Below are 24,941 nucleotides of genomic sequence, written 5' to 3' on the forward strand. Positions count from 1 at the left end.
AGCAGGCTCGCTCCCACATTGGGATTTGGTGTACTTCGATCTGCGAAACACTGCAGATCTACTGTGGGAGCGGGCTTGCTCGCGAAGGCGTAGTGTCAGTCACTATAGAGGCTGAATGTGACGGCCTCTTCGCGAGCAAGCCCGCTCCCACATTTGAATTGTGTCGCTTAACTCAATCCCAGCTCGCGCCAGATCCGCACTACCTGCCGCCGTTCGTCCACGAACTGGTCGCCCGGTATCACCCCGGCGTCCTTCTGCAAGGCCTGCCGGTGAGCGGCTGAACGATAGGCTTTATAGGCCTCGCGCAACAGGCTGGCGTCTTCGGCGGGCATCAGCCCTTCCTCCTCCAGCCCTTCCAGAATGCGGATGTTGTCAGTCCAGCGCAGCAATGGCGGGTGCGATTCGGACCACGCCAGGGCCGCGTATTGCACCATAAATTCAATATCGACGATACCTCCGGCGTCCTGCTTGAGATCGAAGGGCGCCGTGGCCTCGAAGGCATTTGCCCCGGTGCCCGCCGCCGTGCTCTTGCTGCCAAGGTTATCGCGCATTTTGGCGCGCATCTCGCTGACCTCCTGGCGCAAGGTAGCCAGGTCCCGCGGCTTGCCCAATACCGCTGCGCGGACTTTCTCGAATGCCTGGCCGACGTCCGGGCTGCCCACCAGCACCCGCGCCCGCACCAGCGCCTGATGCTCCCAGGTCCAGGCTTCATTTTCCTGATACCGGGCAAACGCTCCGAGCGAACTCACTAGCAACCCCGACGCGCCGGACGGCCGCAGTCGCATGTCCACTTCATACAGCTGACCAGAGTTGGTCTGGGCCGTGAGCAAGTGAATGATCCGCTGCCCCAGCCGGGTGAAAAATTGCGCGCCGTCGATAGGTTTCGGCCCGTCGGTTTCCGCCTGCGGATCGCCATCGTGGATGAACACCAGGTCCAGGTCGGAACCATGCCCCAATTCCAGGCCGCCGACTTTCCCGTAACCGACAATGATGAAGCCGGGATCGCACAAAGTGCCGTCGGTACGCAGCGGCGTACCGTACTTGGCCACGGTCTGGCGCCAGGCCAGGGCCAGCACTTGCTCGAGGATCGCTTCGGCGAGCCAGGTCAGGTAATCGCTGACTTTCATCAACGGTAGGCTGCCAGCGATTTCCGAAGCGGCGACGCGCAAGCGGTGCGCCAGTTTGAAATGTCGCAGGGCTTCCATTTGCTGTTCGAGGTCGTCTTCGGGAATCCGCGTCAAACGCTCGCGCAACTCGGCGGCCAATTCCGGTGCCAGCGGCGGCTTGAACAGCCGGCCTTCGTTGAGCAATTCGTCAAGCAGCAGCGGGAAGCGGGTGATCTGTTCGGCGATCCACGGGCTCGCGGCGCACAAGGTCAACAAACGTCGCAGCGCGCCCGGGTTTTCGGTCAGCAACACCAGATACGCGGAACGACGGGCCACGGCTTCCACCAGCGGCAAGACTCTTTCCAGCACCAGATCCGGATTGGCGTGCTCCACGGCCTGCGCCAGCAACCGCGGAATAAAGGCATCGAGGCGCTCACGCCCCAAGCGCTGCATCGCGCGCAATTGCGGACTGCCGCGCAAACCGGCCAACGCTTTCAAAGCTTTGGTGGCATCTGCGAAACCGCCCTCTTGCAACTGACGGCAAGCGGCCTCTTCATCCTGAGCCTCTTCCCACAACGGCAGCCATTCACCGCCGACCACCACTTCGCTTTCGGCGCCTTGCTCTTCGTCGGGATCGGCGATCACCTGACCAAAGTGCCAGGCCACGCGACCGCGCCAATACATAAGCTGTTCGTGGAAAGCGGGCCAATCGGCGAAGCCCAACATAAAGGCAATACGCGCCTGATCCTGCGCGCCGTCCGGCAGCATCTGGGTTTGGCGGTCGGCAATCGCCTGGATCGCGTGCTCGGTGTACCGCAGGAATTCGTAGCCTTCGCGCAGTTCGCTGATCACCGCTGGCGGCAGGTAACCCTGACCTTCCAGCGTGCTCAGTACTTTTAATAGAGGTCGTTGCTGCAAGCTCAGGTCGCGGCCGCCGTGGATCAGCTGGAAGGCCTGGGCGATAAATTCGACTTCACGGATACCGCCAGAGCCGAGCTTGATGTTGTCGGCCATGCCCTTGCGCCGCACTTCCTGCTGGATCAGCTGCTTCATGGTGCGCAGCGCTTCGATCGCCGAGAAGTCGAGGTAACGCCGGTAAACGAACGGCCGCAGCATCTCTTGCAACTGCGCACCAGCCACTTGATCGCCGGCCACCACCCGCGACTTGATCATTGCGTAGCGTTCCCAGTCACGGCCCTGATCCTGGTAATACTGCTCCAGCGCGTTGAAGCTCAGCACCAACGCGCCGGCCGAACCGTAAGGCCGCAGGCGCATGTCGACGCGGAAGACAAAACCGTCGACGGTCATCGGGTCCAGGGCCTTGATCAGGCGCTGGCCGAGACGGATGAAGAACTCCTGGTTATCCAGCGAGCGTTTGACCCCGACGGTTTCGCCGCCCTCGGGATAGGCGAAGATCAGGTCGATGTCCGACGACAGGTTGAGCTCCACCGCACCGAGCTTGCCCATGCCGAGAATGACCATCTGCTGCGGCTCGCCGCTGCGCCGGCCAGTCGGCACGCCGAACTGCTGGCAGTGTCGCGAGTACAACCACTGATAGGCCTGATCGATGCTGGCATCGGCCATGTCCGAGAGGTCGCGGCAGGTCTGGATCAGATCGCACTGACGTGTCAGGTCGCGCCAGATGATCCGCACCTGATGACGGCTACGCTGACGGCGCAGGGCGCGACCGAGCTCATCGTCGGTGTCCGCTGCACTCACCGCGGCCGCAATCTGTGCGCACAGCTCGCCGGGCGCAAAGCTTCGGTCCAGCTCACCGGACTGCACCAGTTCCAGCAACATCAACGGGTCGCGGACACTTTGTTCAATCACGAAGTCGCTGGCAGCGGTGACGCGGGCGAATTGCGCCCAGCGTTCAGGCGTCCAGCCGGCCAGGCCATGGTCGTCGTCGAGGCCGGCGACGGCCGTGCGGAACGACTGTTCGGCACGGGTGACAAACGGCAGGAGGATGCCGGGCAGTTCGGCAAGCGAAGGGAGGCTCATGGTCTATCCTTGATCGGCGTGTAGAGGGCTGCATGTAGTGATTCGCGAGAATGCACTACCTGATCGACTGTCGAACAAAGGTTAGAAATAGCTGAAATTTCTTTATTTTTGGCAGACAGCATCAAGCTTTCACCTTTTCTGGTTGGTAAAAGACCAACCTTAACGATTATTCTCACAACGCAGCTGGAGGCCACAAGCCGCTCATCTGTAGTTTTACTACTCGTATATACATTCGAAAGGCTGAAATGCCCGATGATTTGTAGTAAAACTACACGCCGCCGGAACAACCTCTCGGCAATCCAAGAATTTATATCGTCTGCCCACAAGGCCAGTCGCAAACTCAGGCAACCGATTCTGGAAGCCTTTCCGCCCTGGAGCAAGCCATGCAAGACCTCGATCCCGTCGAAACCCAGGAATGGCTGGACGCCCTGGAATCGGTTCTCGACAAAGAAGGCGAAGACCGCGCTCACTATCTGATGACCCGTATGGGCGAACTCGCAACCCGTAGCGGTTCGCAATTGCCTTACGCCATCACCACGCCATATCGCAACACAATCCCTGTTACTCACGAAGCACGCATGCCTGGCGACCTGTTCATGGAACGCCGCATTCGCTCGTTGGTACGCTGGAACGCGATGGCCATGGTGATGCGTACGAACCTGAAAGATTCTGACCTGGGCGGTCACATCTCCAGCTTCGCCTCCAGCGCAACCCTGTATGACATCGGCTTCAACTACTTCTTCCAGGCCCCTACCGACGAACACGGCGGCGACCTGATCTACTTCCAGGGCCACACCTCGCCAGGCGTTTACGCCCGCGCATTCATGGAAGGCCGCATCACCGAAGACCAGATGAACAACTTCCGCCAGGAAGTGGACGGTCAGGGCCTGTCGTCCTATCCGCACCCTTGGCTGATGCCTGATTTCTGGCAGTTCCCGACCGTATCCATGGGTCTGGGCCCGATCCAGGCGATCTACCAGGCACGCTTCATGAAGTACCTGGAAGCCCGTGGTTTCATCCCGGAAGGCAAGCAAAAAGTCTGGTGCTTCCTGGGCGACGGCGAGTGCGACGAGCCGGAATCCCTGGGCGCGATCTCGCTGGCTGGCCGCGAGAAGCTCGACAACCTGATCTTCGTTATCAACTGCAACCTGCAGCGCCTTGATGGCCCGGTTCGCGGCAACGGCAAGATCATCCAGGAACTCGAAGGCGTGTTCCGCGGTGCTCAGTGGAACGTGACCAAAGTCATCTGGGGCCGTTTCTGGGACCCACTGCTGGCCAAAGACGTCGACGGTATCCTGCAACGCCGCATGGACGAAGTCATCGACGGCGAGTACCAGAACTACAAAGCCAAAGACGGCGCGTTCGTGCGTGAACACTTCTTCAACTCGCCAGAACTCAAGGCGATGGTTGAAGACTTGTCCGACGACGAGATCTGGAAACTCAACCGTGGCGGTCACGACCCGTACAAGGTCTACGCGGCGTACCACGAAGCGGTCAACCACAAAGAACAACCGACCGTCATCCTGGCCAAGACCATCAAAGGTTATGGCACCGGTGCCGGCGAAGCGAAGAACACCGCGCACAACACCAAGAAAGTGGATGTTGAAAGCCTGAAGCTGTTCCGCGATCGTTTCGACATCCCGGTAAAAGACGAAGAGCTGGAAAACCTGCCATTCTTCAAGCCAGAGCCAAACAGCGCCGAAGCCCGCTACCTGAGCGAGCGCCGCACTGCACTGGGCGGTTTCGTGCCACAGCGCCGCGCCAAGAGCTTCGACATCCCGACGCCACCTCTGGATACCCTCAAGGCAATCCTGGACGGCTCGGGCGACCGTGAAATTTCCACCACCATGGCTTTCGTGCGGATCCTCGCGCAGCTGGTCAAGGACAAGGAAATCGGTTCGCGCATCGTTCCGATCATCCCGGACGAAGCCCGTACCTTCGGTATGGAAGGCATGTTCCGTCAGTTGGGCATCTACTCCTCCGTCGGCCAGCTCTACGAGCCAGTCGATAAAGACCAGGTGATGTTCTACAAGGAAGACAAGAAAGGCCAGATCCTCGAAGAAGGCATCAACGAAGCGGGCGCCATGAGCTCCTTCATCGCTGCCGGTACGTCGTACTCCAGCCATAACCAGCCAATGCTGCCGTTCTACATCTTCTATTCGATGTTCGGCTTCCAGCGTATCGGCGACCTCGCCTGGGCCGCTGGCGACAGCCGCACCCGTGGCTTCCTGATCGGCGGCACCGCCGGCCGGACCACGCTGAACGGCGAAGGCCTGCAACACGAAGACGGTCACAGCCACATCCTGGCTGCCACCATCCCGAACTGCCGCACCTTTGATCCAACCTACGGCTACGAGCTGGCGGTGATCATCCAGGACGGCATGAAGAAGATGACCGAAGAGCAGCAGGACGTTTTCTACTACATCACCGTGATGAACGAGTCCTACCAGCAGCCAGCCATGCCGGCCGGTGTCGAGGAAGGCATCATCAAGGGCATGTACCTGCTCGAGGAAGACACCCGCGAAGCGGCGCACCACGTTCAGCTGATGGGCTCCGGCACCATTCTGCGCGAAGTTCGCGAAGCGGCGAAAATCCTGCGTGAACAGTTCAACGTCGGCGCTGACGTGTGGAGCGTTACCAGCTTCAACGAACTGCGTCGCGATGGCCTGGCCGTAGAGCGCAGCAACCGTCTGCACCCGGGCCAGAAGCCTAAACTGAGCTATGTCGAAGAGTGCCTGAACGGCCGTCAAGGTCCGGTCATCGCGTCTACCGACTACATGAAGCTGTTCGCTGAGCAAATTCGTCAGTGGGTCCCGTCCAAGGAATTCAAAGTCCTGGGCACCGACGGTTTCGGCCGCAGTGACAGCCGTAAGAAGCTGCGTCACTTCTTCGAAGTCGACCGTCATTTCGTGGTGTTGGCAGCCCTGGAAGCCTTGGCTGACCGTGGTGATATCGAGCCTAAAGTGGTGGCTGAAGCCATCGCCAAGTTCGGGATCAACCCGGAAAAACGCAACCCACTGGACTGCTGAGGAGACACTCTGTGAGCGAACTCATTCGCGTACCTGACATCGGCAGCGGTGAAGGTGAAGTAATCGAACTATTTGTGAAGGTCGGCGACCGTGTGGAAGCCGACCAGAGCATCCTGACGCTTGAGTCGGACAAGGCGAGCATGGAAATTCCTGCGCCCAAGGCCGGCATCGTCAAAAGCATCAAAGTGAAGCTGGGCGATCGCCTGAAAGAAGGCGACGAACTGCTGGAGCTGGAAGTCGAAGGTGCCGCTGCTGCGGCCCCGGCGGCTGCGGCTGCCGCTGCCGCTGCGCCGGCTGCCAAGGCTGAAGCGAAACCGGCTGCCGCGCCTGCTCCGGCAGCAGCTGCACCGGCCGCAGCTCCGGCTGCCGCCAGCGTCCAGCAAGTGCACGTGCCGGACATCGGTTCGTCGGGCAAGGCCCAGATCATCGAGATCCAGGTCAAGGTCGGCGACACCGTCGCGGCTGATCAGTCGCTGATCACCCTGGAATCCGACAAGGCCAGCATGGAAATCCCATCGCCTGCCGCTGGCGTGGTCAAGAGCATCAGCGTCAAGCTCAACGACGAAGTCGGCACTGGCGACCTGATTCTGGACCTCGAAGTGGCGGGTGCTGCGGCCCCTGCTGCTGCCGCGCCAGCCCAGGCTGCTGCGCCTGCTCCGGCCGCCGCTGCTGCTCCAGCCGCCGCGCCTGCTGCACCGGTTGCCGACAGCGTTCAGGACATTCATGTCCCGGACATCGGTTCGTCGGGCAAGGCCAAGATCATCGAAGTCCTGGTCAAGGCTGGCGACACCGTCACCGCCGACCAGTCGCTGATCACCCTGGAATCCGACAAGGCCAGCATGGAAATTCCATCGCCTGCCGCGGGCGTGGTGGAAAGTGTTTCCGTCAAGCTGGATGACGAAGTCGGTACCGGCGACCTGATCCTGAAGCTGAAAGTCAAAGGCGCTGCGCCTGCTGCTGCCCCGGCAACCGCCGCTGCTGCTCCTAGTGCTCCAGCTCCAGCCGCCGCTGCTCCTGCCGCTCCGGCACCGGCACCGGCAGCACCAGCTGCTGCACCGGCCAAGCCGGGCGCCAAGGTTCATGCGGGCCCGGCAGTGCGCCAACTGGCTCGCGAGTTCGGCGTCGAGCTGAACGCCGTCGGTGCCAGTGGTCCGCACGGTCGCATCCTGAAAGAAGACGTGCAGGTTTACGTCAAAGCCATGATGCAGAAAGCCAAGGAAGCACCGGCCGCTGCTGCTGGCGCAACCGGCGGCGCGGGCATCCCGCCGATTCCGGTCGTGGACTTCAGCCGCTTCGGTGAGACCGAGGAAGTGCCGATGACCCGCCTGATGCAAATCGGCGCGTCGAGCCTGCACCGCAGCTGGCTGAACATTCCGCACGTGACTCAGTTCGATTCGGCTGATATCACCGACCTGGAAGCGTTCCGTATCGCTCAGAAAGCCGTTGCAGAGAAGGCTGGCGTCAAGCTGACCATCCTGCCGCTGCTGCTCAAATCCTGCGCGCACCTGCTCAAGGAACTGCCGGACTTCAACAGTTCGCTGGCACCAAGCGGCAAGGCGATCATCCGCAAGAAGTACGTGAACATCGGCTTCGCCGTCGACACCCCTGAAGGCCTGCTGGTACCGGTCATCAAGAACGTCGACCAGAAGAGCCTGTTGCAACTGGCAGCCGAAGCCGCTGTGCTGGCCGCCAAAGCCCGCGACAAAAAGCTCACCGCTGACGACATGCAAGGCGCCTGCTTCACCATTTCCAGCCTCGGCCACATTGGCGGCACCGGCTTCACGCCGATCGTCAACGCGCCGGAAGTGGCGATCCTCGGTGTTTCCAAGGCAACCATCCAGCCAGTCTGGGACGGCAAAGCCTTCCAGCCGAAACTGATGCTGCCGCTGTCGCTGTCCTACGATCACCGTGTGATCAACGGCGCCGCTGCTGCACGCTTCACCAAGCGTCTGAGCGATCTGCTGGCGGACATCCGCACGATCCTGCTGTAACACCGATCGGCCCTCCTTCATCGGAGGGCCCGTCGCGTTCCACGTTTTCCGAGCGCCACGCTCGTACCTCAACCCCGCCAGTTTGGCGGGGCTTTTTTTGCCCTCAAGAAAACCACTCCGTTCAGCCCTCTCTTCCGATTTTTATTCCTACATTCACGGCTTACGCCGCCTACAACTCGAGTCCACTTCCGCCCGATATTTTTCGCAAGCCAATAACTAATCTTAGTTAGGAGCACCCCCAATAGACACTTCTACAACTTAATCTGCTTAGTTAGCATTACTTCGAATGGATTCGAACATGTTCAAACCGACTGTCGGCCCTATTATTGGCCATACAACAACTAACCACGCCCGCATTTTCTTGCGCGGCGAACTTCAAAACACTGCGCCAGTATTTGCAGGCATTCGTTATCGCCGGGCAGGCGAAGAGCGTTGGTCCCAAGGTGTATTTGCAAAATTGACGATCTTGCGGGATATGTCCGATGTGATTGCACTCAACGACCTTGCCACCGACACCGAGTACGAATACCAGGCAGGCTGGTTCAGCCCCATGAGCCCGGTGCACACCGTGGAAACGGTTCAGGAACTGCCGCTGCAATGGCCGCGCGACATCTACCGGTTTCGCACACAATCCAGCAAAGTCACGATTCCACGGGCCTATATCGTCGGTTCATGTCGCTACCTGCGCATGACCGCTGGCATCCCGTCTGCACCGTATCTGGGCGACAGGATTTTCGCCTCGATCACGAATCTGGCGCAGCAGGCCGAACCGCCCATTAGCGCCATGCTGATGACCGGCGATCAAATCTATGTCGATGACCTGAACGTCATCGCTCCCGACCGGGAATACAAGGCAATACTCAGCAAGTACCGCGCAGCTTTTTCCCAACCCAATATTGCAAAGTTAATGTCCGGCGTCCCGACTTACATGATCCTCGACGATCATGAAATCGAAGACAACTGGCCCGCCAACGAAAGCAAGGCAGATGCCTATTTATACAAAAACGCCATCGCGGCGTATGAGTTGTATCAAGCCAGTCATAGCCCGACACATGAACTTCTTGCCAACGGGCAAGTAAACAGACAACTGCAGCACTATTGGTATCAATTCGCCGAAGGCGATATCGAATGGTTTGTCACTGACAGTCGAACCCGACGCAACCTGTCGGCCAATGATCGACGCATCCTCGACGACGAGCAGGAACTAGCCTTGTGCAAGTGGTTGATTCACAGCCCGGCCAGGGTCAAGTTCGTGGTCACCAGCGTAATGTTCTACCCCGACCGCAAGCTTCACGGTGATGACGCCTGGAAAGCTTTCCCGGAACAACGGCTACGACTGCTGGAGACCATTCGTACGCACCGAATAAAGAACGTCTTCTTCGTGTCCGGCGATGTCCATGGCTCCCTGACCAGTCGCCTGACCCACAGCGAAGACCCGGACTTCGCGGTGCACACCATCGTCTCCTCGCCTTTGTGCAACAGCAAACTGCTGCCGTATGCCAAGGCATCCACTTTCATCCTCGGCCAACCATTGGCGCGAACAGCCGCTGGCGACTATCAGCATGAACTGACCAGCCAGGTGGTCAGCCAGGACAACTTTGCCCATCTGGTCGTTGATCAGGAGAAGGTACAGGTCAACTATCACGACCGGGACGGCCAGCGGCTGCAATCGGTAGGCATTCCTTTGCGTTAAACCAAACCTGTGGCGAGGAAGCTTGCTCCCGCTTGAGTGCGCAGCGCTCACAAGATTTTTGGGCCGCTGCGCAACCCAGCGCGAGCAAGCTCGCTCGCCACAGGGCTCCAAACGATTACTTTTAGCCATCCATTGGAGAAATCCTCTCTCCTGCCGACATATTCTTATAGCACTTGGCCTTCATGTCTCTTGTCAGTCACTGTCGCAATGATGCAACCTTGCCGCAGTTAACAGTACAGAGGGCGGAAGCCCGGCGCGATCAGCCTATTCGAAGTGAGTTCCCCTCCATATGAAGAGCCAACCCGATGCCGCCAGCCGTATGGTGGCCGAGGTAGTGACGCAGTTGCCTGTGCCCTCGCGGCTCGGCATGCTGCGTTTCGAACGGCTGAATGAAGCGAGCTGGGCGCTGCTGTTTCTCGATCCCAATTGCGAACGACAGTTCGGCCTGCCGGCGGTGGAGCTCTGCGCTCTGGTCGGCTCGCCCTACGCCAGCCTGATGGAGCCCGAAGCGCGCTATCAGCTGCATGACGCGGTGCAGCAGCAACTCACCGAAAGCCCGCATTACCTGATCCGCTACACACTGCACACCGCCGCAGGCTCCTTGAACCTGCTGGAACTGGGCGAAGCCTACAAACAACACAATCGACACCTGCTGCGCGGCTACCTGTTGGTGATCGACGGCTTGCTCGAGGGTGAGCAACTGCTGCCGGCCCTGGACCTGGAAACCCAGAACTCTCGCCTGCAAATCGCCCTGGAACTCAATCAGCGCGCCCAGCAGGAACAGCTCCTGCACCTGGACCGGGTGCGCGCCCAGCAAGACTTGATCCTGCTGCTGACCCGCCAGCGCTATAGCAGCAACAACTCCCTGAAAGAAGCCGCCGAACTGATCACTCGCAGTGCCTGTGACATTTACGAAATCGACTGTGCCAGCCTGTGGAACCTCGAAGGTTCGCTGCTCGTGCCGATTTCGGCCTATCACCGCGCCAGCCAGGAATACCTGCTGCCGGAGCCGATCGACGTCAGTCTCTTCCCTGATTACCTGGATGCCTTGCAGACCGGCCGCGCCATCGACGCCCACAACGCCATGCGCGACCCGCGTACCCGGCAAATGGCCGAACACATGCGTCCGCGCGATGTGAATGCGATGCTCGACGCCAGCATCCGCGTCGACGGCCAAGTGGTCGGCGTGCTCTGCCTGGAGCAGACCGGTACGCCCCGCGCCTGGCAATCGGACGAAATTGCGTTCGCCGGTGAATTGGCGGATCAGTTTGCCCAAGTCATCAACAACCACAACCGCCGCACCGCCACCAGCGCCCTGCACCTGTTCCAGCGTGCGGTAGAGCAAAGCGCCAACGCCTTTTTGCTGGTCAATTGCGATGGCGTGGTGGAATACGTCAACCCCAGCTTCACGGCGATCACCCAGTACACCACCGAAGAAGTCCACGGCCAGCGGCTGTCGGAACTGCCGGCACTGGAAAACCTCAGCGAGTTGCTGTTCGACGCGCCCTCGGCGCTGGCCAAGAGCAACAGCTGGCAGGGTGAATTCAAAAGCCGTCGTAAAAACCTCGAACCCTACTGGGGTCAGTTGTCGATTTCCAAGGTTTACGGCGACAACCGCGAGCTGACGCATTACATCGGCATCTATGAAGACATCACCCAGACCAAGCTCGCTCAGCAGCGCATCGAGCGTCTGGCTTACACCGACAACCTGACCAACCTCGGCAACCGTCCGTCCTTCATCCGCAACCTCGACGAACGTTTCGCCCGAGACAGCGATACCCCGATCAGCTTGTTGCTGGTGGACATCGACAACTTCAAGCGGATCAACGACAGCCTCGGCCACCAGACCGGCGACAAACTGCTGATCAGCCTGGCCCGGCGCCTGCGCAACAGCCTGAGCCCGAGCGGCAGCCTGGCGCGGTTTGCCAGTAACGAATTCGCCGTGCTGCTGGACGACACCGACCTGCGTGCGGGTCAACAGATTGCCAATCAACTGCTGGCGACCCTCGACAAACCGATGTTCGTCGACAACCAGCTGATCAGCGTCACCGGCTCCGTAGGCCTGGCCTGCGCGCCGTTGCACGGCCGCGATCCGCAAACCCTGATGCGCAACGCCGGCCTCGCCCTGCACAAGGCCAAGGCCAACGGCAAACATCAGGTCCAGGTGTTCACCGAAGCGCTGAACGCCGAAGCCAGCTACAAACTGTTCGTCGAAAACAACCTGCGCCGCGCCCTGACCCAGAACGAGCTGGACGTGTTCTACCAGCCCAAGCTCTGCCTGCGCAGCGGTCGCCTGCTGGGGATGGAAGCGCTGCTGCGCTGGAACCATCCGGAAAAAGGCATGATCCGCCCGGACCAGTTCATCAGCGTCGCCGAAGAAACCGGCCTGATCATTCCGATTGGCAAATGGATCGCCCGCCAGGCCTGCCGCATGAGCAAAGACCTGACCGCCGCGGGCCTGGGCAATCTTCAGGTGGCCATCAACCTGTCGCCCAAGCAGTTCTCCGATCCGGACCTGGTGTCGTCCATCGCCAACATCCTCAAGGAAGAAGCGCTACCGGCAAACCTGCTGGAACTCGAACTCACCGAAGGCCTGCTGCTGGAAGCCACCGAAGACACCCACTTGCAGCTCGATCAGCTCAAGCGCCTGGGCCTGACCCTGGCCATGGATGACTTCGGCACCGGTTACTCGTCGCTCAGCTACCTGAAAAAATTCCCGATCGACATCATCAAGATCGATCGCAGCTTCATCCACGAAATCCCCGACAACCAGGACGACATGGAAATCACCTCCGCGGTGATCGCCATGGCCCACAACCTGAAACTCAAGGTCGTGGCTGAAGGCATCGAGACCGCCGAGCAGTTGGCTTTCCTGCGCCGCCACCGCTGCGACGTCGGCCAGGGTTACCTGTTCGACCGACCGATCCCCGGCGTAGAGCTGATCGAAAAGCTCAAACGCTACCCGCGTGGCCCGATCGCCTGACACCCCCCCTTTGGGAGTCAACCTGTGGCGAGGGGGCTTGCCCCCGTTGGGCTGCGAAGCAGCCCCAAAATCCCTGAGGCACCAAAGATCTTGTGAGTGCTACGCACTCAAACGGGGGCAAGCCCCCTCGCCACAGTTCGCTCCCACAGGGGTAGTGATTAACTTGGCATCATTGGGCACACTGGCGGTCTGTGTATTTACATTCAAACCTGACTGAGAGGACTGATCATGGTTCTGCGCTCGGAAATCCTGGTGAACAAAAACGTGCTCCCGACTAAAGAACAAGCTCTGCCCGGCCGTGAAACCCCAATGACCGTGCCGGAAAAACACTTCGTCCACGACGCCCCGCTGCTGGGCCCATTCGCGATGGACGTGGATTTCGCGATCTTCGGCCTCGGCTGCTTCTGGGGCGCAGAGCGCAAGTTCTGGCAGCGCGAAGGCGTGGTCAGTACGGCGGTGGGTTACGCCGGCGGCTTCACGCCGAACCCGACGTATGAAGAAGTCTGCTCGGGCCTGACCGGCCACAGCGAAGTGGTACTGGTGGTCTACGAGCCGGCGAAAGTCAGCTACGAAGAGCTGCTGAAAATGTTCTGGGAACTGCACAACCCGACTCAGGGTATGCGCCAGGGCAATGACATCGGTACTCAGTACCGCTCGGTGATCTACGCCACCAACCCTGCTCAACTGGCGGCGGCCGAACACAGCAAGCAAGTGTTCCAGGCTGAGCTGACCAAGGCTGGCAAAGGCACCATCACCACTGAAATCGAAGAAGCCCCGACGTTCTACTTTGCCGAGGCGTACCACCAGCAATACCTGGCGAAAAACCCTGAAGGGTACTGCGGGATTGGCGGTACCGGCGTGACTTGCCCGATCTGACTTTCGGGCCCTGATCGTTCCCACGCTCTGCGTGGGAATGCAGCCCGGGACGCTCCGCGTCCCTACCGAAGTGGACGCGGAGCGTCCGTTGAGGCATTCCCACGCAGAGCGTGGGAACGATCACTGGTCAACTTTCAGCAATCAACCAATCCATCTGCCACCCACCCTGGGTCTGCCCCAACTTCTTGGACAACCACGGCAGCAACTCACGCAATTCCTCTTCCAGCCCCCACGGCGGATTCGCAATCGCCAGCCCCGAACCGTTCAGGCTGTTCGGCGTATCCAGCGGATGCACCAGCAACTCGACCCGCAACAACTTCGGTGCGCCCGTGCCCGCCAGGTCCTGATAAAAACGCCGCAACAGGCGCTGGTCCTTCACCGGGTACCAGATCGCCGCCACGGTTTGGCGCATCCGGCCAATCGCCTCTTTCAGCGACGCCGCACAGCGCTGCATCTCATCCAGCTGCTCGAACGGCGGATCGATCAACATCACCGCCCGCTTCTCCTGCACCGGCAACATCGCACGCGGCACATGCCAGCCTTCGCCCAGATGCACCTTCACCCGACGGTCGCCGGCCATGTTGTCCTTGAGCAACACACCATCTTCCGGGTGCTTCTCGTTGAGCATCACCCGATCCTGCGGCCGCGTCAGCCGCCGCGCCAACTCCGGCGACCCCGGGTAATAGCGCAACTGGCCATCCGGGTTCATCTCGTGCAGCACCTTCATGTAATCAGCGGTCAACGCCGGCAGATCAGGCTGATCCCACAAACGCGCAATACCTTCCAGGTATTCACCGGTACGGCTCGCCTGATCGCCCTGCAGGTCATACAGACCAATGCCGGCGTGAGTGTCGAGATAGGCAAACGGCTGCTCCTTGCGCGACATCAAAGCGATGATGCGGGTCAAAGTCAGGTGTTTGAACACATCGGCGTGATTGCCGGCATGGAAGGCGTGACGATAATTCATGGCTGCTCCTGCGAAGGGCGGGAAGTTTACCTTGTACGGGGCTGGACGTCAGGGGTTCGCAGCCGAGCGGGCAGTTGCAGCACTCACAAAGGGGAAAACACACCTCAGCTAGGCCGCAACACGATCTGTAGCAGCTGGCGAAGCCTGCGTTCGGCTGCGCAGCAGTCGTAAACCCTGCCTGCACGGTGCACCTGAAACACCGCAAGCTATGATTTTACGACTGCTGCGCAGCCGAACGCAGGCTTCGCCAGCTGCTACAAAAACGTGCGTATCAACTTAACTGAACAGCATCAGCGAAAGCCCCCGGCGCTACTCCGAAGACCGCGCCTTCAACCGCCGCCCTAACACATCCAGCACATCACACCCATCCCGCAACGGAATGGCACAGAGCAAAGCAAAATCACTAAGAAGAAAGGACTGACACTCGATCGAACCGCGCATGGACAAGTTCTCCATCACCTGGGTGACGGCACGAATTCGGTAGTTGGCAGCGTCATACAAAACATCCAGCGGCGCTTGGGTGTCGACGAACAGGGTTGGCATGTCGTCGCAATTGCTGGTGAGTGCCATGAAGCGGCTTTGGGGATGGGGGGTTGGTTTTTCATAGGGGGGATCGGGATGAAGTGTTTTCATTTTTTGAGACCTTGGTGGATAAATTCAAGCTACCAACGGCCTTTCCTACGGGCTTGGGTGGCAGCCGTGCGCGGGAGTAGGAAACTGAGGATCCACCAAACTCAGCCACGCCGAAGCGTGTCCCACGCACAGCCGCCGCGAACGATCTTACGGACACAAATAAAGTGCCGCAATCAAACGACAGCGTTGACGCGCGGTGAATTTCCAAGGGTTCCTACACCCTGCCACTGCATTTGCAGCGACAGCCAAAGACTATCCATGGAGCTCACTTCGCACCAGTTCATGGAAACCGCTACGAGTTGAAGGAAACTTCCGACGATCTTGCCCAGAAAATTCGCTACCCTTCACATCGTGCATGGTCAAATAAGCAAGCACCAACAAATTAAAAAGCCGAGAAAACACTCACTTATTATTGACAATAATTCTCAAACACTACAGCCAAGCATTAAATTTATCTCTCGGTTAAGTACTACCCTCACCAAGTTGAAAAATCCTCCTGACTCGCTTTATACAGATCATCAACCCACGCTTCGGATAACTTGAGGTACACATCTTCAAAAAACGCCCGCGGATTTTTCATTTCGTTCCACCCAGGAGGGAGCAAGGAGGGGGACATCGGATCATGTTCCAAAATCTCAGAAAAAACACTTGAGTCACCATCAAGAGCCTCTCCCAACACAAAAAACAAAACAAATTTGTGCCGATAACTCAACGCAGCGAAACGCTTGACAATAAACCGAGATATTAAGAACTCTCTATCTGAAGGACAATCAGGATCGTACGCCGACAACTCAACCCCAAGACTCTCCTCGCGATCATATATATCGAACCCGCCGAGAAAATGCCCTAGGCTTGGGTTGTATGGAGCATTCAGATACGGATGCATCAGCATTAGATTTTCTCTATCGGATAAAGCGCTATAGGCTGCAGTGTCTCAAAGTCGAATTTCATCTCAAAGGCATTCATCTGAGGAATGAAACGCGGATTTGTTGGATCTAAAGGATTAGGCTCATATCCCTGACCTACGTTTTCAGCCTCCATTCTTACTAACAAATTTCCTTTACTATCCTCCCCAGTAAAACGAGACATTTTTCTAGTCTCCCTTGTCATCGCTTCATTATAAGCATTCAGCTGCGCTCTATAGCTTATAAACTTAGAGCTCGGAACGGCTCTCCACCTTTCGCTCTCACCATGAAGTTCGCAGCTAGTGGTTTGTTGCTGAACAGCAGGACCCGAACCATTCGCCCAATTCTTATACATAGTTCGCAGTGTAGAAATCAATTTTTTAATAGGTATTAATAACATCATTTTTCAAAAGCCGACCATAACTGAACACAATAGAATACGGGGCAGAAGCAACTAAACTAAAAAATCACTAAAACTCTTTACCAACTCGCTGGGTCTTCAAGATTGGCCTTTTGAAAATCCTCTTTCCACTCGATAGTTGCCAAACGATAAATATCTTCAAAAAAAGCTCTCGTATTTTCCATTTCATCCCACCCACAGGGAAATGAGGAGTACGCCTCTGGGTCGTACTTAAAAAGCGACTGAAAGTCGTAGTTTTTATCCTCAAGCGCCTTTTCCAAACACTTGTAAAGTAAAAAGCGGTGTCGATAGGTACGATTTCTAACCAGACAATACTTGAGTATTAGCTCCTCTCTGTCCGACGGGTCATTCGGATTAAATTTCTCCAACTCCTCTCCAAGTGTTTCTTCACGATCATAAATATCGAAGCAGCCCAAAAAATATGAAGGTGTCGGTATATATGGCTGCTGAGTATCAGGATCAATAAACATAATCTTCCTCACTTGATCGGATATAACGTAAAAGGAACGCCAGCATCATCAAACTTCATTTCAAAACCGTCCAATTTAATAAGCCTTGGATTTTCCTTTGACCTAGTGTTTGGTATATATCCCTCCCCGGCACCCGGAAGCCTCATTCTAACGATGTTATTATCCTCTCCGTCCTTCCCCGTAAATCGAGACAGCCCTCGCTCAGTCCTCGTTGTTGCAAGAGTGTAAGCCTCGAGCATCAACTCCCAACTGCTAAATCTGGAACTTGGATTACCACGTTGGTGCCTAGGTCTTCTACCAGTTATCGGATCCGTACCATCAATAGCACGCTGCTTCCACTTAGCATCTGGTACCGCTGGACTATGTTTTCCAACCATATGCATGCCTTGACTGTCGTTTAATCTTTTAACTTCTTTCTTGGCAAGCTCCGCAGCACTCAGCTTGGGCTTCGGCAGCGCCGGCTCACCCTCATCCACCCTAGCGCCAGTCGTATCATCCGGCGCCCCACACCCAAGCTTATTAGGCGGCGGACAACTCCCGCTCAACCCCAACGGATCAACCCATCCCGTCGGATTCGGCGTGTACTGGTACTGGTTCAGCCCACCCGCCAACTTGATCGGATCGGGCGTCAGGTACCGACCCACCTCCGGATCATAGTACCGATGCCGGTTGTAATGCAGACCACTCTCGGCATCGAAGTACTGCCCTTGAAAGCGCAACGGCTGCTCGAGTTGTTCTCCTCCACCGAACGCCAGGCGAGTGACTTGGCCGTAGGCGTTGTACGTCGCCGACCAGACGATGTCGCCGCTGTAATCGGTGAGTTCTTGCGGTGTGCCAAGGTGGTCGAGTTGGTAATAAAAGGGGCAAGCCTGGTCCGGGCCTTTGCCGTCGAGCATGGCGAGCGGGCGGAATGTGCCGGGTTCGTAGACGTAGCTGCGGTAGTGCTCGCGGCTGCTTTCGGCGATGAGGTGGTCGCCTTGCCAGAAGAATTCGGTGGTCTTGCCGTCGACGGTTTTGCTGATGCGGCGGCCGAAGGCGTCGTAGCGGTAGCTGGCGCTGCGGCCGTCCGGGGTGGTGACGCCAACCAAGCGGTGCTGGCCGTCGTAGCGGTATTCGGTGACGCGTTTTTGCCCGGTGCCGCGGCGTTCGCGGATCAGGTTGCCGTAGGCATCGTAGTCGTAGTGGCGGTCGCCTTGGATCAGCAGGCGGTTGCCTTTGACGGTGGACGGGCCGGGACGATCGTGCATCAGCAGGTTGCCGGCCGGGTCGTGGGCGAAGCTTTCCGGGGGTTGATCGCGGGTGTGGCGGACGCGGATCAGGCGGTTGAGCGGGTCGTAGTGGTAACTGCGTTGGCCGTGACGGGTGTCGGCAATGTAGTCGAGGTTGCCGTTGGCGCTGTAGGCATAGTCGCGGCGATACAGCGCTTGGTGCTGTTGGCTGACCGCGTGGGCCTTCAACCGGCCCTGATCGTCGTAGGCATATTCGCTGAGCAACTGCCCCTGCTGGCGTTGCTGTTCGCGGCCGAAGGCGAATTGGTGCTCGCTGAGCCGCGCGCCGTTGAGGTCGATCGCCGTCAGCGCGCCACCCCGGGCGTGGTGGTAATCGAGTTTGCTGCCGTCCGGCAGGCGCAGGCGATTGAGCTGGCCGCAGGCGTCGTAGCCATAACGCAGCGTGCCCCAGCCCTGATGCTCGGTGATCAGCCGATCCTGCGGGTCGTACTCGAATTCCAGCGGATGGTCGTGGCCGTCGTCGACGCTGAGCAGTCGGCCGAGGCGGTCATAGCGGTATTCAACCTTGATGCCGTCGGGCAGGGTTTTGACCCGCAGGCGTCCGGCCGAATCCCGCTGGTAAGCGGTCATTAGCTGCGAGCCGTCATCGCCGAACTCGGTTTTCTTCAGCAACTGGCCATTGAGGTCGTAGGCGTACGCCGTGCGTTGGCCGTCGAAGCCGGTTTCCTGTCGGATCAAGCCGTTGGGCGTGTAGTCCAGGCGATAGGTTTCGCCGGATTCGTTTTCGATTGCCGTGAGCAACAGCTGGGCGTTGTCGTAGCGGTAGCGCAGCTGGGTGCCGTCGGGATTGAGGCGGCGGCTGACCAGGTGCAGGTCGTCGAGGTATTCGTAGCGGGTGACGCGGCCCAGTTCATCGCGCTCGGCGGTGATCTTGCCGTAGGCGTTGTAGCTGAAGGCGCGACTGGCGCCGGTAGGCAGCGTGGTCTGGATCAGTCGGCCAACGGCATCCCAGTGGTACTGGGTAACGGCACCGTGTTCATCCTGACGGGTAATCTGCCGCCCCAACGCATCGTAGGAAAAGCGCCGCTGACCGCCGTCCGGCAAGGTCTCTTCGAGCAGTTGCCCCAAGGCGTTCCAGACGAACACATGCCGGCTGGTGTCCGGGTAGCGGATCGACAGCAGTTGCCCTTTGTCGTCGTAGTAATAGTGGCTGACCTGGCCGTCGGGGTCGGTCGCTTCGGTGATGTCGCCTTGCGCATTGCGCTGATATTTCCACACCGCTTTGCCGCGATACCGCGCGTGCAGGAAACCGTTGCGATACTCGTAGGCTGTCGGCTCGTCTTCCGGCGGAATCAGCGCGATCAGCCGTCCGACTTCGTCGTAACGGTATTCGGTGACGGCGCCAAGCGGGTCCTGCTCGGCCAGCAGCCGACCGTGGTCGTCGTAGGCCTTGAGGTGTTCGCCGCCGTCCAGCCCGACCTTGCGCACCAGCCGCGCGCGCTCGTCGTGCTCGTAAACCTCTTCGCTACCGTCGGCGTTTTTAACCCGCACACTGCCGTTGTCATCCCAGACATACCGCGCGTCCATCTGCGAAAACGACGCCCAATGCCGGATGCAGCGGGCCGCCTTGCCGGAGCGTTCCCACTCCCAGAAGAAACTCGCCCCACCGGCCAACTGCCGCTGCAGGATGACGTGCTGATCGTCGTAGTCGTAGCGCTCGCTTTCGCCGGCGGCATTGGTGGCTTCGATCAAGCGATGACGAGCGTCGTAGCGGTAGGCAACCAGTGTTTGCTCGGTACGCCAGGCGTCTTCCAGGGTGTCGGCGGGCTGAAAACGCTGATAGTCGATGGCGACCAAATGGCTGCGGTCATAGCGCAATCGCAAGGCACGGCCAGCGCCGTTGTCGAGATGCTTGATGCGGTCTTGCCGGTCGCGGGTGATGCGCAGGCGGTTGTCGTAGACGTCGCTGATCGCCGTCAACCGACCGTTATGAAAGTGATAGAACCGTGCGTCGTCACCGGCCTGGGCGAGGATCAGTTCTTCCGGCTCGTCACCCAGATAAATCGCCGCCCGCGACAGGCTGTTGTGAATCGCCGGGCGCTCGATATTCGGTAACGGAAAGGTGGTACGGCGGTTTTCGTGGTCGATCCAGATAACGCTGTCGCCCTCGATTTCCAGTCGATGCGACAGCGAATGACTCCAGCCGAACCCGAGCCCGCAATCGATCTCCACCGCACTGGTGCGATAGAGCCGGGTGAACTCGAACGGCAAAATCCCGTCCAGCGTACCGTCGGTCAGGGTCAGCAGTTCTTCGCCGGTGACCATCGACACCGGGCATTTGTTGGTGGCGGTTTTATCAACGGAATCGGCGCTGTCGCCATTGGGGTTTTTCGCCTGATCCGGGGCGTTGTCGTGGTGTTCGTCTTTTTTCAGCGTGGTGTTCTTGCGGCCATTCCAGCGCAGTTGCATCCGACCTTGTTTGAGCCCCGCCGCCACACCCCGTGCGGCAACTGTTTTATAGCGATCAACGTAAGCCATGAAGTTGTTGATGATCGTGACCATCGACTTCACGAAGCCCATCGCGGCCTCATAAATCTGCGCGCTGTACTTCTTTAATCGCATCGCGAGCCAGGCAACACCCACCCCAACCACGCTCAGCACCAGGCCAATCAACAAATCGATGACCAAGCCAACCACGACCCTGGAAATGGCTTCCGCTGAGGACCCGGCAAGTTGCGAAGGTGGCAATGCTTCAAGCCATAGCACTGCGGTACGCATCAACAAACACAGCGCCGCCTCGTCGCTGGCCAGCAACATGGCTTTTTCCATCAGGTCGGGGGCGGTTACGGCCAGACCGGCAAGTTGCCCAGCACTTTCGCCAAGCTTCTCGGCAAAAGCGTTGGGGTCTTTCAGGATGTCGGCAAGTTCACCGATGCCATCCCAAACAGCCTCGACCGCCGCCCAGCTCCCCGCGAGCATTCCATTGCCCACCGCCGCCAGTGAAGCTGATGCCGATTGCTGCGACCATTGCGGCTTAAACCCTTCCCACTCTTTGCGCAGCCAGACTTCCAGCTCTTGGGTCAGGCCGTCGTAAGAGGAGAAAAGCGCATCAATTTGTTTCGCAGTGACTTCGCTCCGAACATGAACGCGATAGAACTTGCCGGGAGTGCCTTCGAACTGCCCTTTACCGTTTTTATCGAGTGTTACAGGCGTCGACTTGCCGCCATCAGAGGCAATCACATCGACCTGAATATTCCCCAGCGGAATGTCGTAAACCGACTCGAACTTGCTCTCGATCTCCAGAATCCCGCTCTTGGGGCACTGCGCAAGACTGGAGAAAAAATCGTCATCACGACTGCTCACCGCGGTGGTGGTATTACCCAGTTTTATGAGCCGCTCCATGTCCATCAGCGAGGGCATGTCCGTAGCTCGGCTGACTTTGTCCGCATTCCTGCTTAAGAAGCCACCAAGTTGTTGGCGATACAGACTCAAGGTGTCTTTAAAACCGTCGAGTTCCTGCTCGATCCGTACGATCTGATCCATCAGTTCAGCTCCGCCATCAGGTAGTCCACCAAGGCTGTTTTGGGTGCTTGAGGCAGGTCGGGCGTTTCAAGAAAGATCGCGACTTTGTGGCGAAAAACGCTTTCGGAGAACGCCTCGTAAAGGTCAGGGCGTTCCTCGCTCAGCCACTTCACCAAGTTGTTGATGCGGGTTGTTGCGGACTCTTCGGCGAGCTGTTTGAGCAGCGATTCGGAAACTTCCCACCACGGAAAAACCCGAGAAGTGGTCAGCGCTTGGCCACCGATGTCGAGCGATTGACCATTGATCAAACAACGCTCGATCACCGGCATCAGCTGCGTAGCGTCAACCTCGGCCGACCGAAGAATCGGCAGCAAATAACGCCCATCCCAGAAGCGGAAAAACACCGCATTACCGTTGGGTAAAAGAACTTGAGTAAGGCTGCGAAGATGCTCAACCAACACCTCCTGAGGGGCAGAAGAAACCACCAGCCAACCCCAATCGCGAGACTCGGTTGTTGCAACCCACTGCAGAAACTCACTACCCGCAGCGACGATTCCGACATAGGGCATCACCGGTTCCCACTCCGCGTAAGCGGTGCCGGCCCAGATCGGACTGGGTGCTTGAGCTTTGATCGAACGCTGCCAGGCTTTAAACGGTTCAGCGGTACTCGCGCTGCCGAAAATCGCGAACAACTGCTCGGAAGGTTTGAGCGGTTGGCGATCCAACCAGGCGTGGGGTGACAAGGCATCAGGCTGCACAGACACCCTCCTTGCAGCGCTCACATTCCTCACAGAACGGCGCGTCGCTTTTCAGGCTCAGAATTTGTGCAGCGCTTAACAGTGCTGCCGGGGCAGCGGCGAGTTTCAGTGGCGTATCCGGCGACACGGGCGCAGCGGCCATGGCCGGCATCAACGCGCCTCCCACCTGAATCGGCACGCTGCTGAAGATCCCGCCGGGACCGATGTTGATCCACTGCCCGCCCGCCTGAATCGTCGCGCTGGCGCCGCCGTCGATCACCACTTGCTGGCCAGCGCTGACATGGAACTGCTGGCTGGCATTCAGCGCCTGGCTGGTCACCCGAATGTGTCGGTCACCGACCACCACCAAGTGATCGTCCAGCTTCACTTCGGTCTGGCGCTGGCCATGGGTGATGCGCTGCTCGTCGGCCTTCAGCTCATGGCGAGCGGTGCCGGTGACGATGATGCTGCGGGCGTTATCGACCTGCACCTGTTGATCATTGAGTACGTGCTGAGTCCAGTTTCGCTGGGCGCGCAGGTAGATTTCCTCGGCGCCTTTGCGATCTTCGATGCGCAATTCGTTGTAACCGCCACCACCGGGACTGCTCTGGCTGCGGAAAATGCTGCGGGTTTTGTCGGCGGGCAGATCAAGCGGCACCGGGGTTGCGGCGTTGGGCAGGCAACCCATCACCAGCGGTTTGTCGGCATCGGCGTCGACGAACCCCACCAGCACTTCCATGCCGACTCGCGGGATCATCACGCTGCCATAACGGTCGTGCGCCCAGCCGGTGGCGACGCGTAGCCAGCAACTGGAGTGTTCATCGAGCTGACCGTCGCGGTCCCAGGCGAGCTGAACCTTGACCCGGCCGAACTCGTCGCAATGGATTTCACTGTCGGTCGGGCCGGTGACCACGGCTGATTGATAGCCGAGCATGCGCGGTTTTTCCGGCCCGAGTGGAGGACGAAACCAAACGTCCCACGGTGTGGCCAGGAAGGTATTGCGATAGCCCTGGAAATCATCCGGGCCGTCACTGGCAACCGACTCTTCCAGCACTTGTGGTTGACGGCCATGGTGTTCAATTTCAGTGATCAACCACAGGTCATTCCACGCCTGATGCGGGTGTTCGGCCAGGTGTAGGAAATGCCCGCTGACCAAAGCCGATTCGTCGCCACGACCTTCGGCCTGACGGAAGTCGGCGTTGTGCCGTTCGAGTGCTCGTTGGGCCAGATGCTTGCCGTGTTCGCGGTCGGTGAATTGGCCAGGAAAGTGATAATCCTCGAGCACCGGTCGCAGCTCACTGTCGAGGCGGCTTTCAAGTTGCAGGCGAGGTTTTTTGAAGTCGTAGTCGCGACGGGTGACCGCTGTCGTCCGGGTTTCCAGTCGCACGTTGAAACGTTTGATGGCCGGCGCATCCGCCGCCATTCCGCTGCCCGGCAGGTAGAGCGTCGGCTCGGGCAGGCGAGGGAAAACCGTCTGGTCATCGCCAAACACCAGCAGGTGCCCGTCGAGGCTGTGCTGAAAGTGGTAATGAATGCCGATCTCGGCACACAGCCGCTGGATGAAAGCCAGATCGCTTTCCGCGTATTGCACGCAGTACTCACGCTCGGGGTAATCGCTGCCGAGTCGAAACTCGAAAGCATCGCGCTGGATGCCGTGGTCCTTGAAGATTTGCGCGATGATCGTCGGCACGCTTTTGTGCTGGAAAATCCGCTGATTGATGCGCTGGCCGAGGTAGGCCAGGCGCGGCACGAGACTGATTTGGTAGCCCGTCAGACGTTGTCCGGAATCGCTTTGGCCAACGCGAAAAATCTGACCATGAATGCCGGAACCCTGCGCATCGAAACTCAGGAATGCCTGACGATGCAGGAGGCTTTCGAGTTCGATGTCGGGCCGTTCGCTGACCAGTTCCAGATCAAAACGGTAGGGCTGACTGATCGCTTCCGTTCCCGTGAACTCAAGCACCTTGAGCTCATTCTGGAAGCCGTCGATCGTCAACGTGAAACGCGGTTGATTGGCAGGAGCGAACATCCGATGTGTCTCTGCAGAATGAAGGCGGGCGATTCTGCATGAGCGACAAGGGGTATTGATGGAGGGGTGGGGAAATCAGATTTTCCCTACTTTTTCTGGAGATTCCCCCTTCAGAAAACAGTGTATTTGGCTACAGACATTCCTGTCAGAAGCACCACCGGACAAATGTGGGAGCGGGCTTGCTCGCGAAAGCAGTGTGTCAGTCAACATTAATGCCGGATGACCCACCGCATTCGCGAGCAAGCCCGCTCCCACATTGGAACTTCAATGCCACAAGATCGCGCCATAAAAAAACGGCCCGCATCCATAAGGAAACGGGCCGTTTTCATGTTCGGCGAAAGGTCAGAGC

14 protein-coding genes are annotated in these 24,941 nt (G+C 58.6%); 5 read left to right on the forward strand and 9 right to left on the reverse strand.

Annotation, left to right across the window (positions count from 1 at the left end):
• Positions 1 to 167 precede the first annotated feature (167 nt).
• Positions 168 to 3,107, reverse strand: coding sequence for a bifunctional [glutamate--ammonia ligase]-adenylyl-L-tyrosine phosphorylase/[glutamate--ammonia-ligase] adenylyltransferase (glnE, locus tag PFAS1_RS08835; protein ID WP_076028896.1), 2,940 nt, complete (start codon positions 3,105 to 3,107; stop codon positions 168 to 170).
• Positions 3,108 to 3,490: 383 nt separating this feature from the next.
• On the opposite strand from glnE, the gene aceE reads away from it, so the two are divergent.
• The 5 genes from aceE to msrA all read left to right on the forward strand — a co-directional run bounded on the left by aceE (position 3,491) and on the right by msrA (position 13,679).
• A complete protein-coding gene (aceE, locus tag PFAS1_RS08845; RefSeq protein WP_074873054.1) occupies positions 3,491 to 6,136 on the forward strand; it encodes a pyruvate dehydrogenase (acetyl-transferring), homodimeric type in 2,646 nt (881 codons plus the stop codon).
• A gap of 11 nt (positions 6,137 to 6,147) precedes the next feature.
• Positions 6,148 to 8,127 carry a dihydrolipoyllysine-residue acetyltransferase gene (gene aceF / locus PFAS1_RS08850; RefSeq protein ID WP_076028897.1) on the forward strand — a complete coding sequence of 660 codons (1,980 nt, stop codon included), beginning with the start codon at positions 6,148 to 6,150 and terminating at the stop codon, positions 8,125 to 8,127.
• Between the two features lie 298 nt (positions 8,128 to 8,425).
• Positions 8,426 to 9,820 carry an alkaline phosphatase D family protein gene (locus PFAS1_RS08855; RefSeq protein WP_076028898.1) on the forward strand — a complete coding sequence of 465 codons (1,395 nt, stop codon included), beginning with the start codon at positions 8,426 to 8,428 and terminating at the stop codon, positions 9,818 to 9,820.
• 289 nt (positions 9,821 to 10,109) lie between these two features.
• Entirely contained in the window at positions 10,110 to 12,803 is a 2,694-nt protein-coding gene (locus PFAS1_RS08860) for a putative bifunctional diguanylate cyclase/phosphodiesterase (protein WP_076028899.1), read from the forward strand.
• A 228-nt stretch (positions 12,804 to 13,031) separates the two neighbouring features.
• Entirely contained in the window at positions 13,032 to 13,679 is a 648-nt protein-coding gene (gene msrA / locus PFAS1_RS08865; RefSeq protein WP_074873040.1) for a peptide-methionine (S)-S-oxide reductase MsrA, read from the forward strand.
• A 127-nt stretch (positions 13,680 to 13,806) separates the two neighbouring features.
• On the opposite strand, the gene PFAS1_RS08870 is transcribed toward msrA, so the two are convergent.
• The 8 genes from PFAS1_RS08870 to PFAS1_RS08905 all read right to left on the reverse strand — a co-directional run bounded on the left by PFAS1_RS08870 (position 13,807) and on the right by PFAS1_RS08905 (position 24,592).
• Positions 13,807 to 14,646, reverse strand: a complete 840-nt coding sequence (locus PFAS1_RS08870; RefSeq protein ID WP_076028900.1) for a 23S rRNA (adenine(2030)-N(6))-methyltransferase RlmJ — start codon at positions 14,644 to 14,646, stop codon at positions 13,807 to 13,809.
• Positions 14,647 to 14,955: 309 nt separating this feature from the next.
• Positions 14,956 to 15,279: a hypothetical protein gene (locus PFAS1_RS08875; RefSeq protein WP_076028901.1), complete on the reverse strand. Its 324-nt coding sequence runs from the start codon at positions 15,277 to 15,279 to the stop codon at positions 14,956 to 14,958.
• A gap of 475 nt (positions 15,280 to 15,754) precedes the next feature.
• Positions 15,755 to 16,171, reverse strand: a complete 417-nt coding sequence (locus PFAS1_RS08880) for a hypothetical protein (protein ID WP_076028902.1) — start codon at positions 16,169 to 16,171, stop codon at positions 15,755 to 15,757.
• Positions 16,171 to 16,368 carry a hypothetical protein gene (locus tag PFAS1_RS08885; RefSeq protein ID WP_076028903.1) on the reverse strand — a complete coding sequence of 66 codons (198 nt, stop codon included), beginning with the start codon at positions 16,366 to 16,368 and terminating at the stop codon, positions 16,171 to 16,173. Before PFAS1_RS08885 ends, PFAS1_RS08880 begins: the two co-directional genes overlap by 1 nt.
• Positions 16,369 to 16,664: 296 nt before the next feature.
• A complete protein-coding gene (locus PFAS1_RS08890) occupies positions 16,665 to 17,075 on the reverse strand; it encodes a hypothetical protein (protein ID WP_076028904.1) in 411 nt (136 codons plus the stop codon).
• An 8-nt stretch (positions 17,076 to 17,083) separates the two neighbouring features.
• Positions 17,084 to 21,847: an RHS repeat-associated core domain-containing protein gene (locus PFAS1_RS08895; RefSeq protein WP_076028905.1), complete on the reverse strand. Its 4,764-nt coding sequence runs from the start codon at positions 21,845 to 21,847 to the stop codon at positions 17,084 to 17,086.
• Positions 21,847 to 22,584, reverse strand: a complete 738-nt coding sequence (locus PFAS1_RS08900) for a DUF4123 domain-containing protein (protein WP_076028906.1) — start codon at positions 22,582 to 22,584, stop codon at positions 21,847 to 21,849. The genes PFAS1_RS08895 and PFAS1_RS08900 overlap by 1 nt, the downstream gene beginning before the upstream one ends.
• A complete protein-coding gene (locus tag PFAS1_RS08905) occupies positions 22,574 to 24,592 on the reverse strand; it encodes a type VI secretion system Vgr family protein (RefSeq protein ID WP_076028907.1) in 2,019 nt (672 codons plus the stop codon). The genes PFAS1_RS08900 and PFAS1_RS08905 overlap by 11 nt, the downstream gene beginning before the upstream one ends.
• Positions 24,593 to 24,941 lie beyond the last annotated feature (349 nt).

The organism is Pseudomonas frederiksbergensis (assembly GCF_001952935.1).
Classification (GTDB): domain Bacteria; phylum Pseudomonadota; class Gammaproteobacteria; order Pseudomonadales; family Pseudomonadaceae; genus Aquipseudomonas; species Aquipseudomonas frederiksbergensis.

Bases quoted from the DNA above. Each gene is read 5' to 3' on its own strand.
- PFAS1_RS08895 (WP_076028905.1), bottom strand. From the start codon at position 21,847: ATGGATCAGATCGTACGGATCGAGCAGGAACTCGACGGTTTTAAAGAC.
- glnE (WP_076028896.1), bottom strand. From the start codon at position 3,107: ATGAGCCTCCCTTCGCTTGCCGAACTGCCCGGCATCCTCCTGCCGTTT.
- PFAS1_RS08905 (WP_076028907.1), bottom strand. From the start codon at position 24,592: ATGTTCGCTCCTGCCAATCAACCGCGTTTCACGTTGACGATCGACGGC.
- PFAS1_RS08875 (WP_076028901.1), bottom strand. From the start codon at position 15,279: ATGAAAACACTTCATCCCGATCCCCCCTATGAAAAACCAACCCCCCAT.
- PFAS1_RS08880 (WP_076028902.1), bottom strand. From the start codon at position 16,171: ATGCTGATGCATCCGTATCTGAATGCTCCATACAACCCAAGCCTAGGG.
- PFAS1_RS08870 (WP_076028900.1), bottom strand. From the start codon at position 14,646: ATGAATTATCGTCACGCCTTCCATGCCGGCAATCACGCCGATGTGTTC.
- PFAS1_RS08860 (WP_076028899.1), top strand. From the start codon at position 10,110: ATGAAGAGCCAACCCGATGCCGCCAGCCGTATGGTGGCCGAGGTAGTG.
- PFAS1_RS08855 (WP_076028898.1), top strand. From the start codon at position 8,426: ATGTTCAAACCGACTGTCGGCCCTATTATTGGCCATACAACAACTAAC.
- PFAS1_RS08885 (WP_076028903.1), bottom strand. From the start codon at position 16,368: ATGTCTCGTTTTACTGGGGAGGATAGTAAAGGAAATTTGTTAGTAAGA.
- msrA (WP_074873040.1), top strand. From the start codon at position 13,032: ATGGTTCTGCGCTCGGAAATCCTGGTGAACAAAAACGTGCTCCCGACT.
- aceE (WP_074873054.1), top strand. From the start codon at position 3,491: ATGCAAGACCTCGATCCCGTCGAAACCCAGGAATGGCTGGACGCCCTG.
- PFAS1_RS08890 (WP_076028904.1), bottom strand. From the start codon at position 17,075: ATGTTTATTGATCCTGATACTCAGCAGCCATATATACCGACACCTTCA.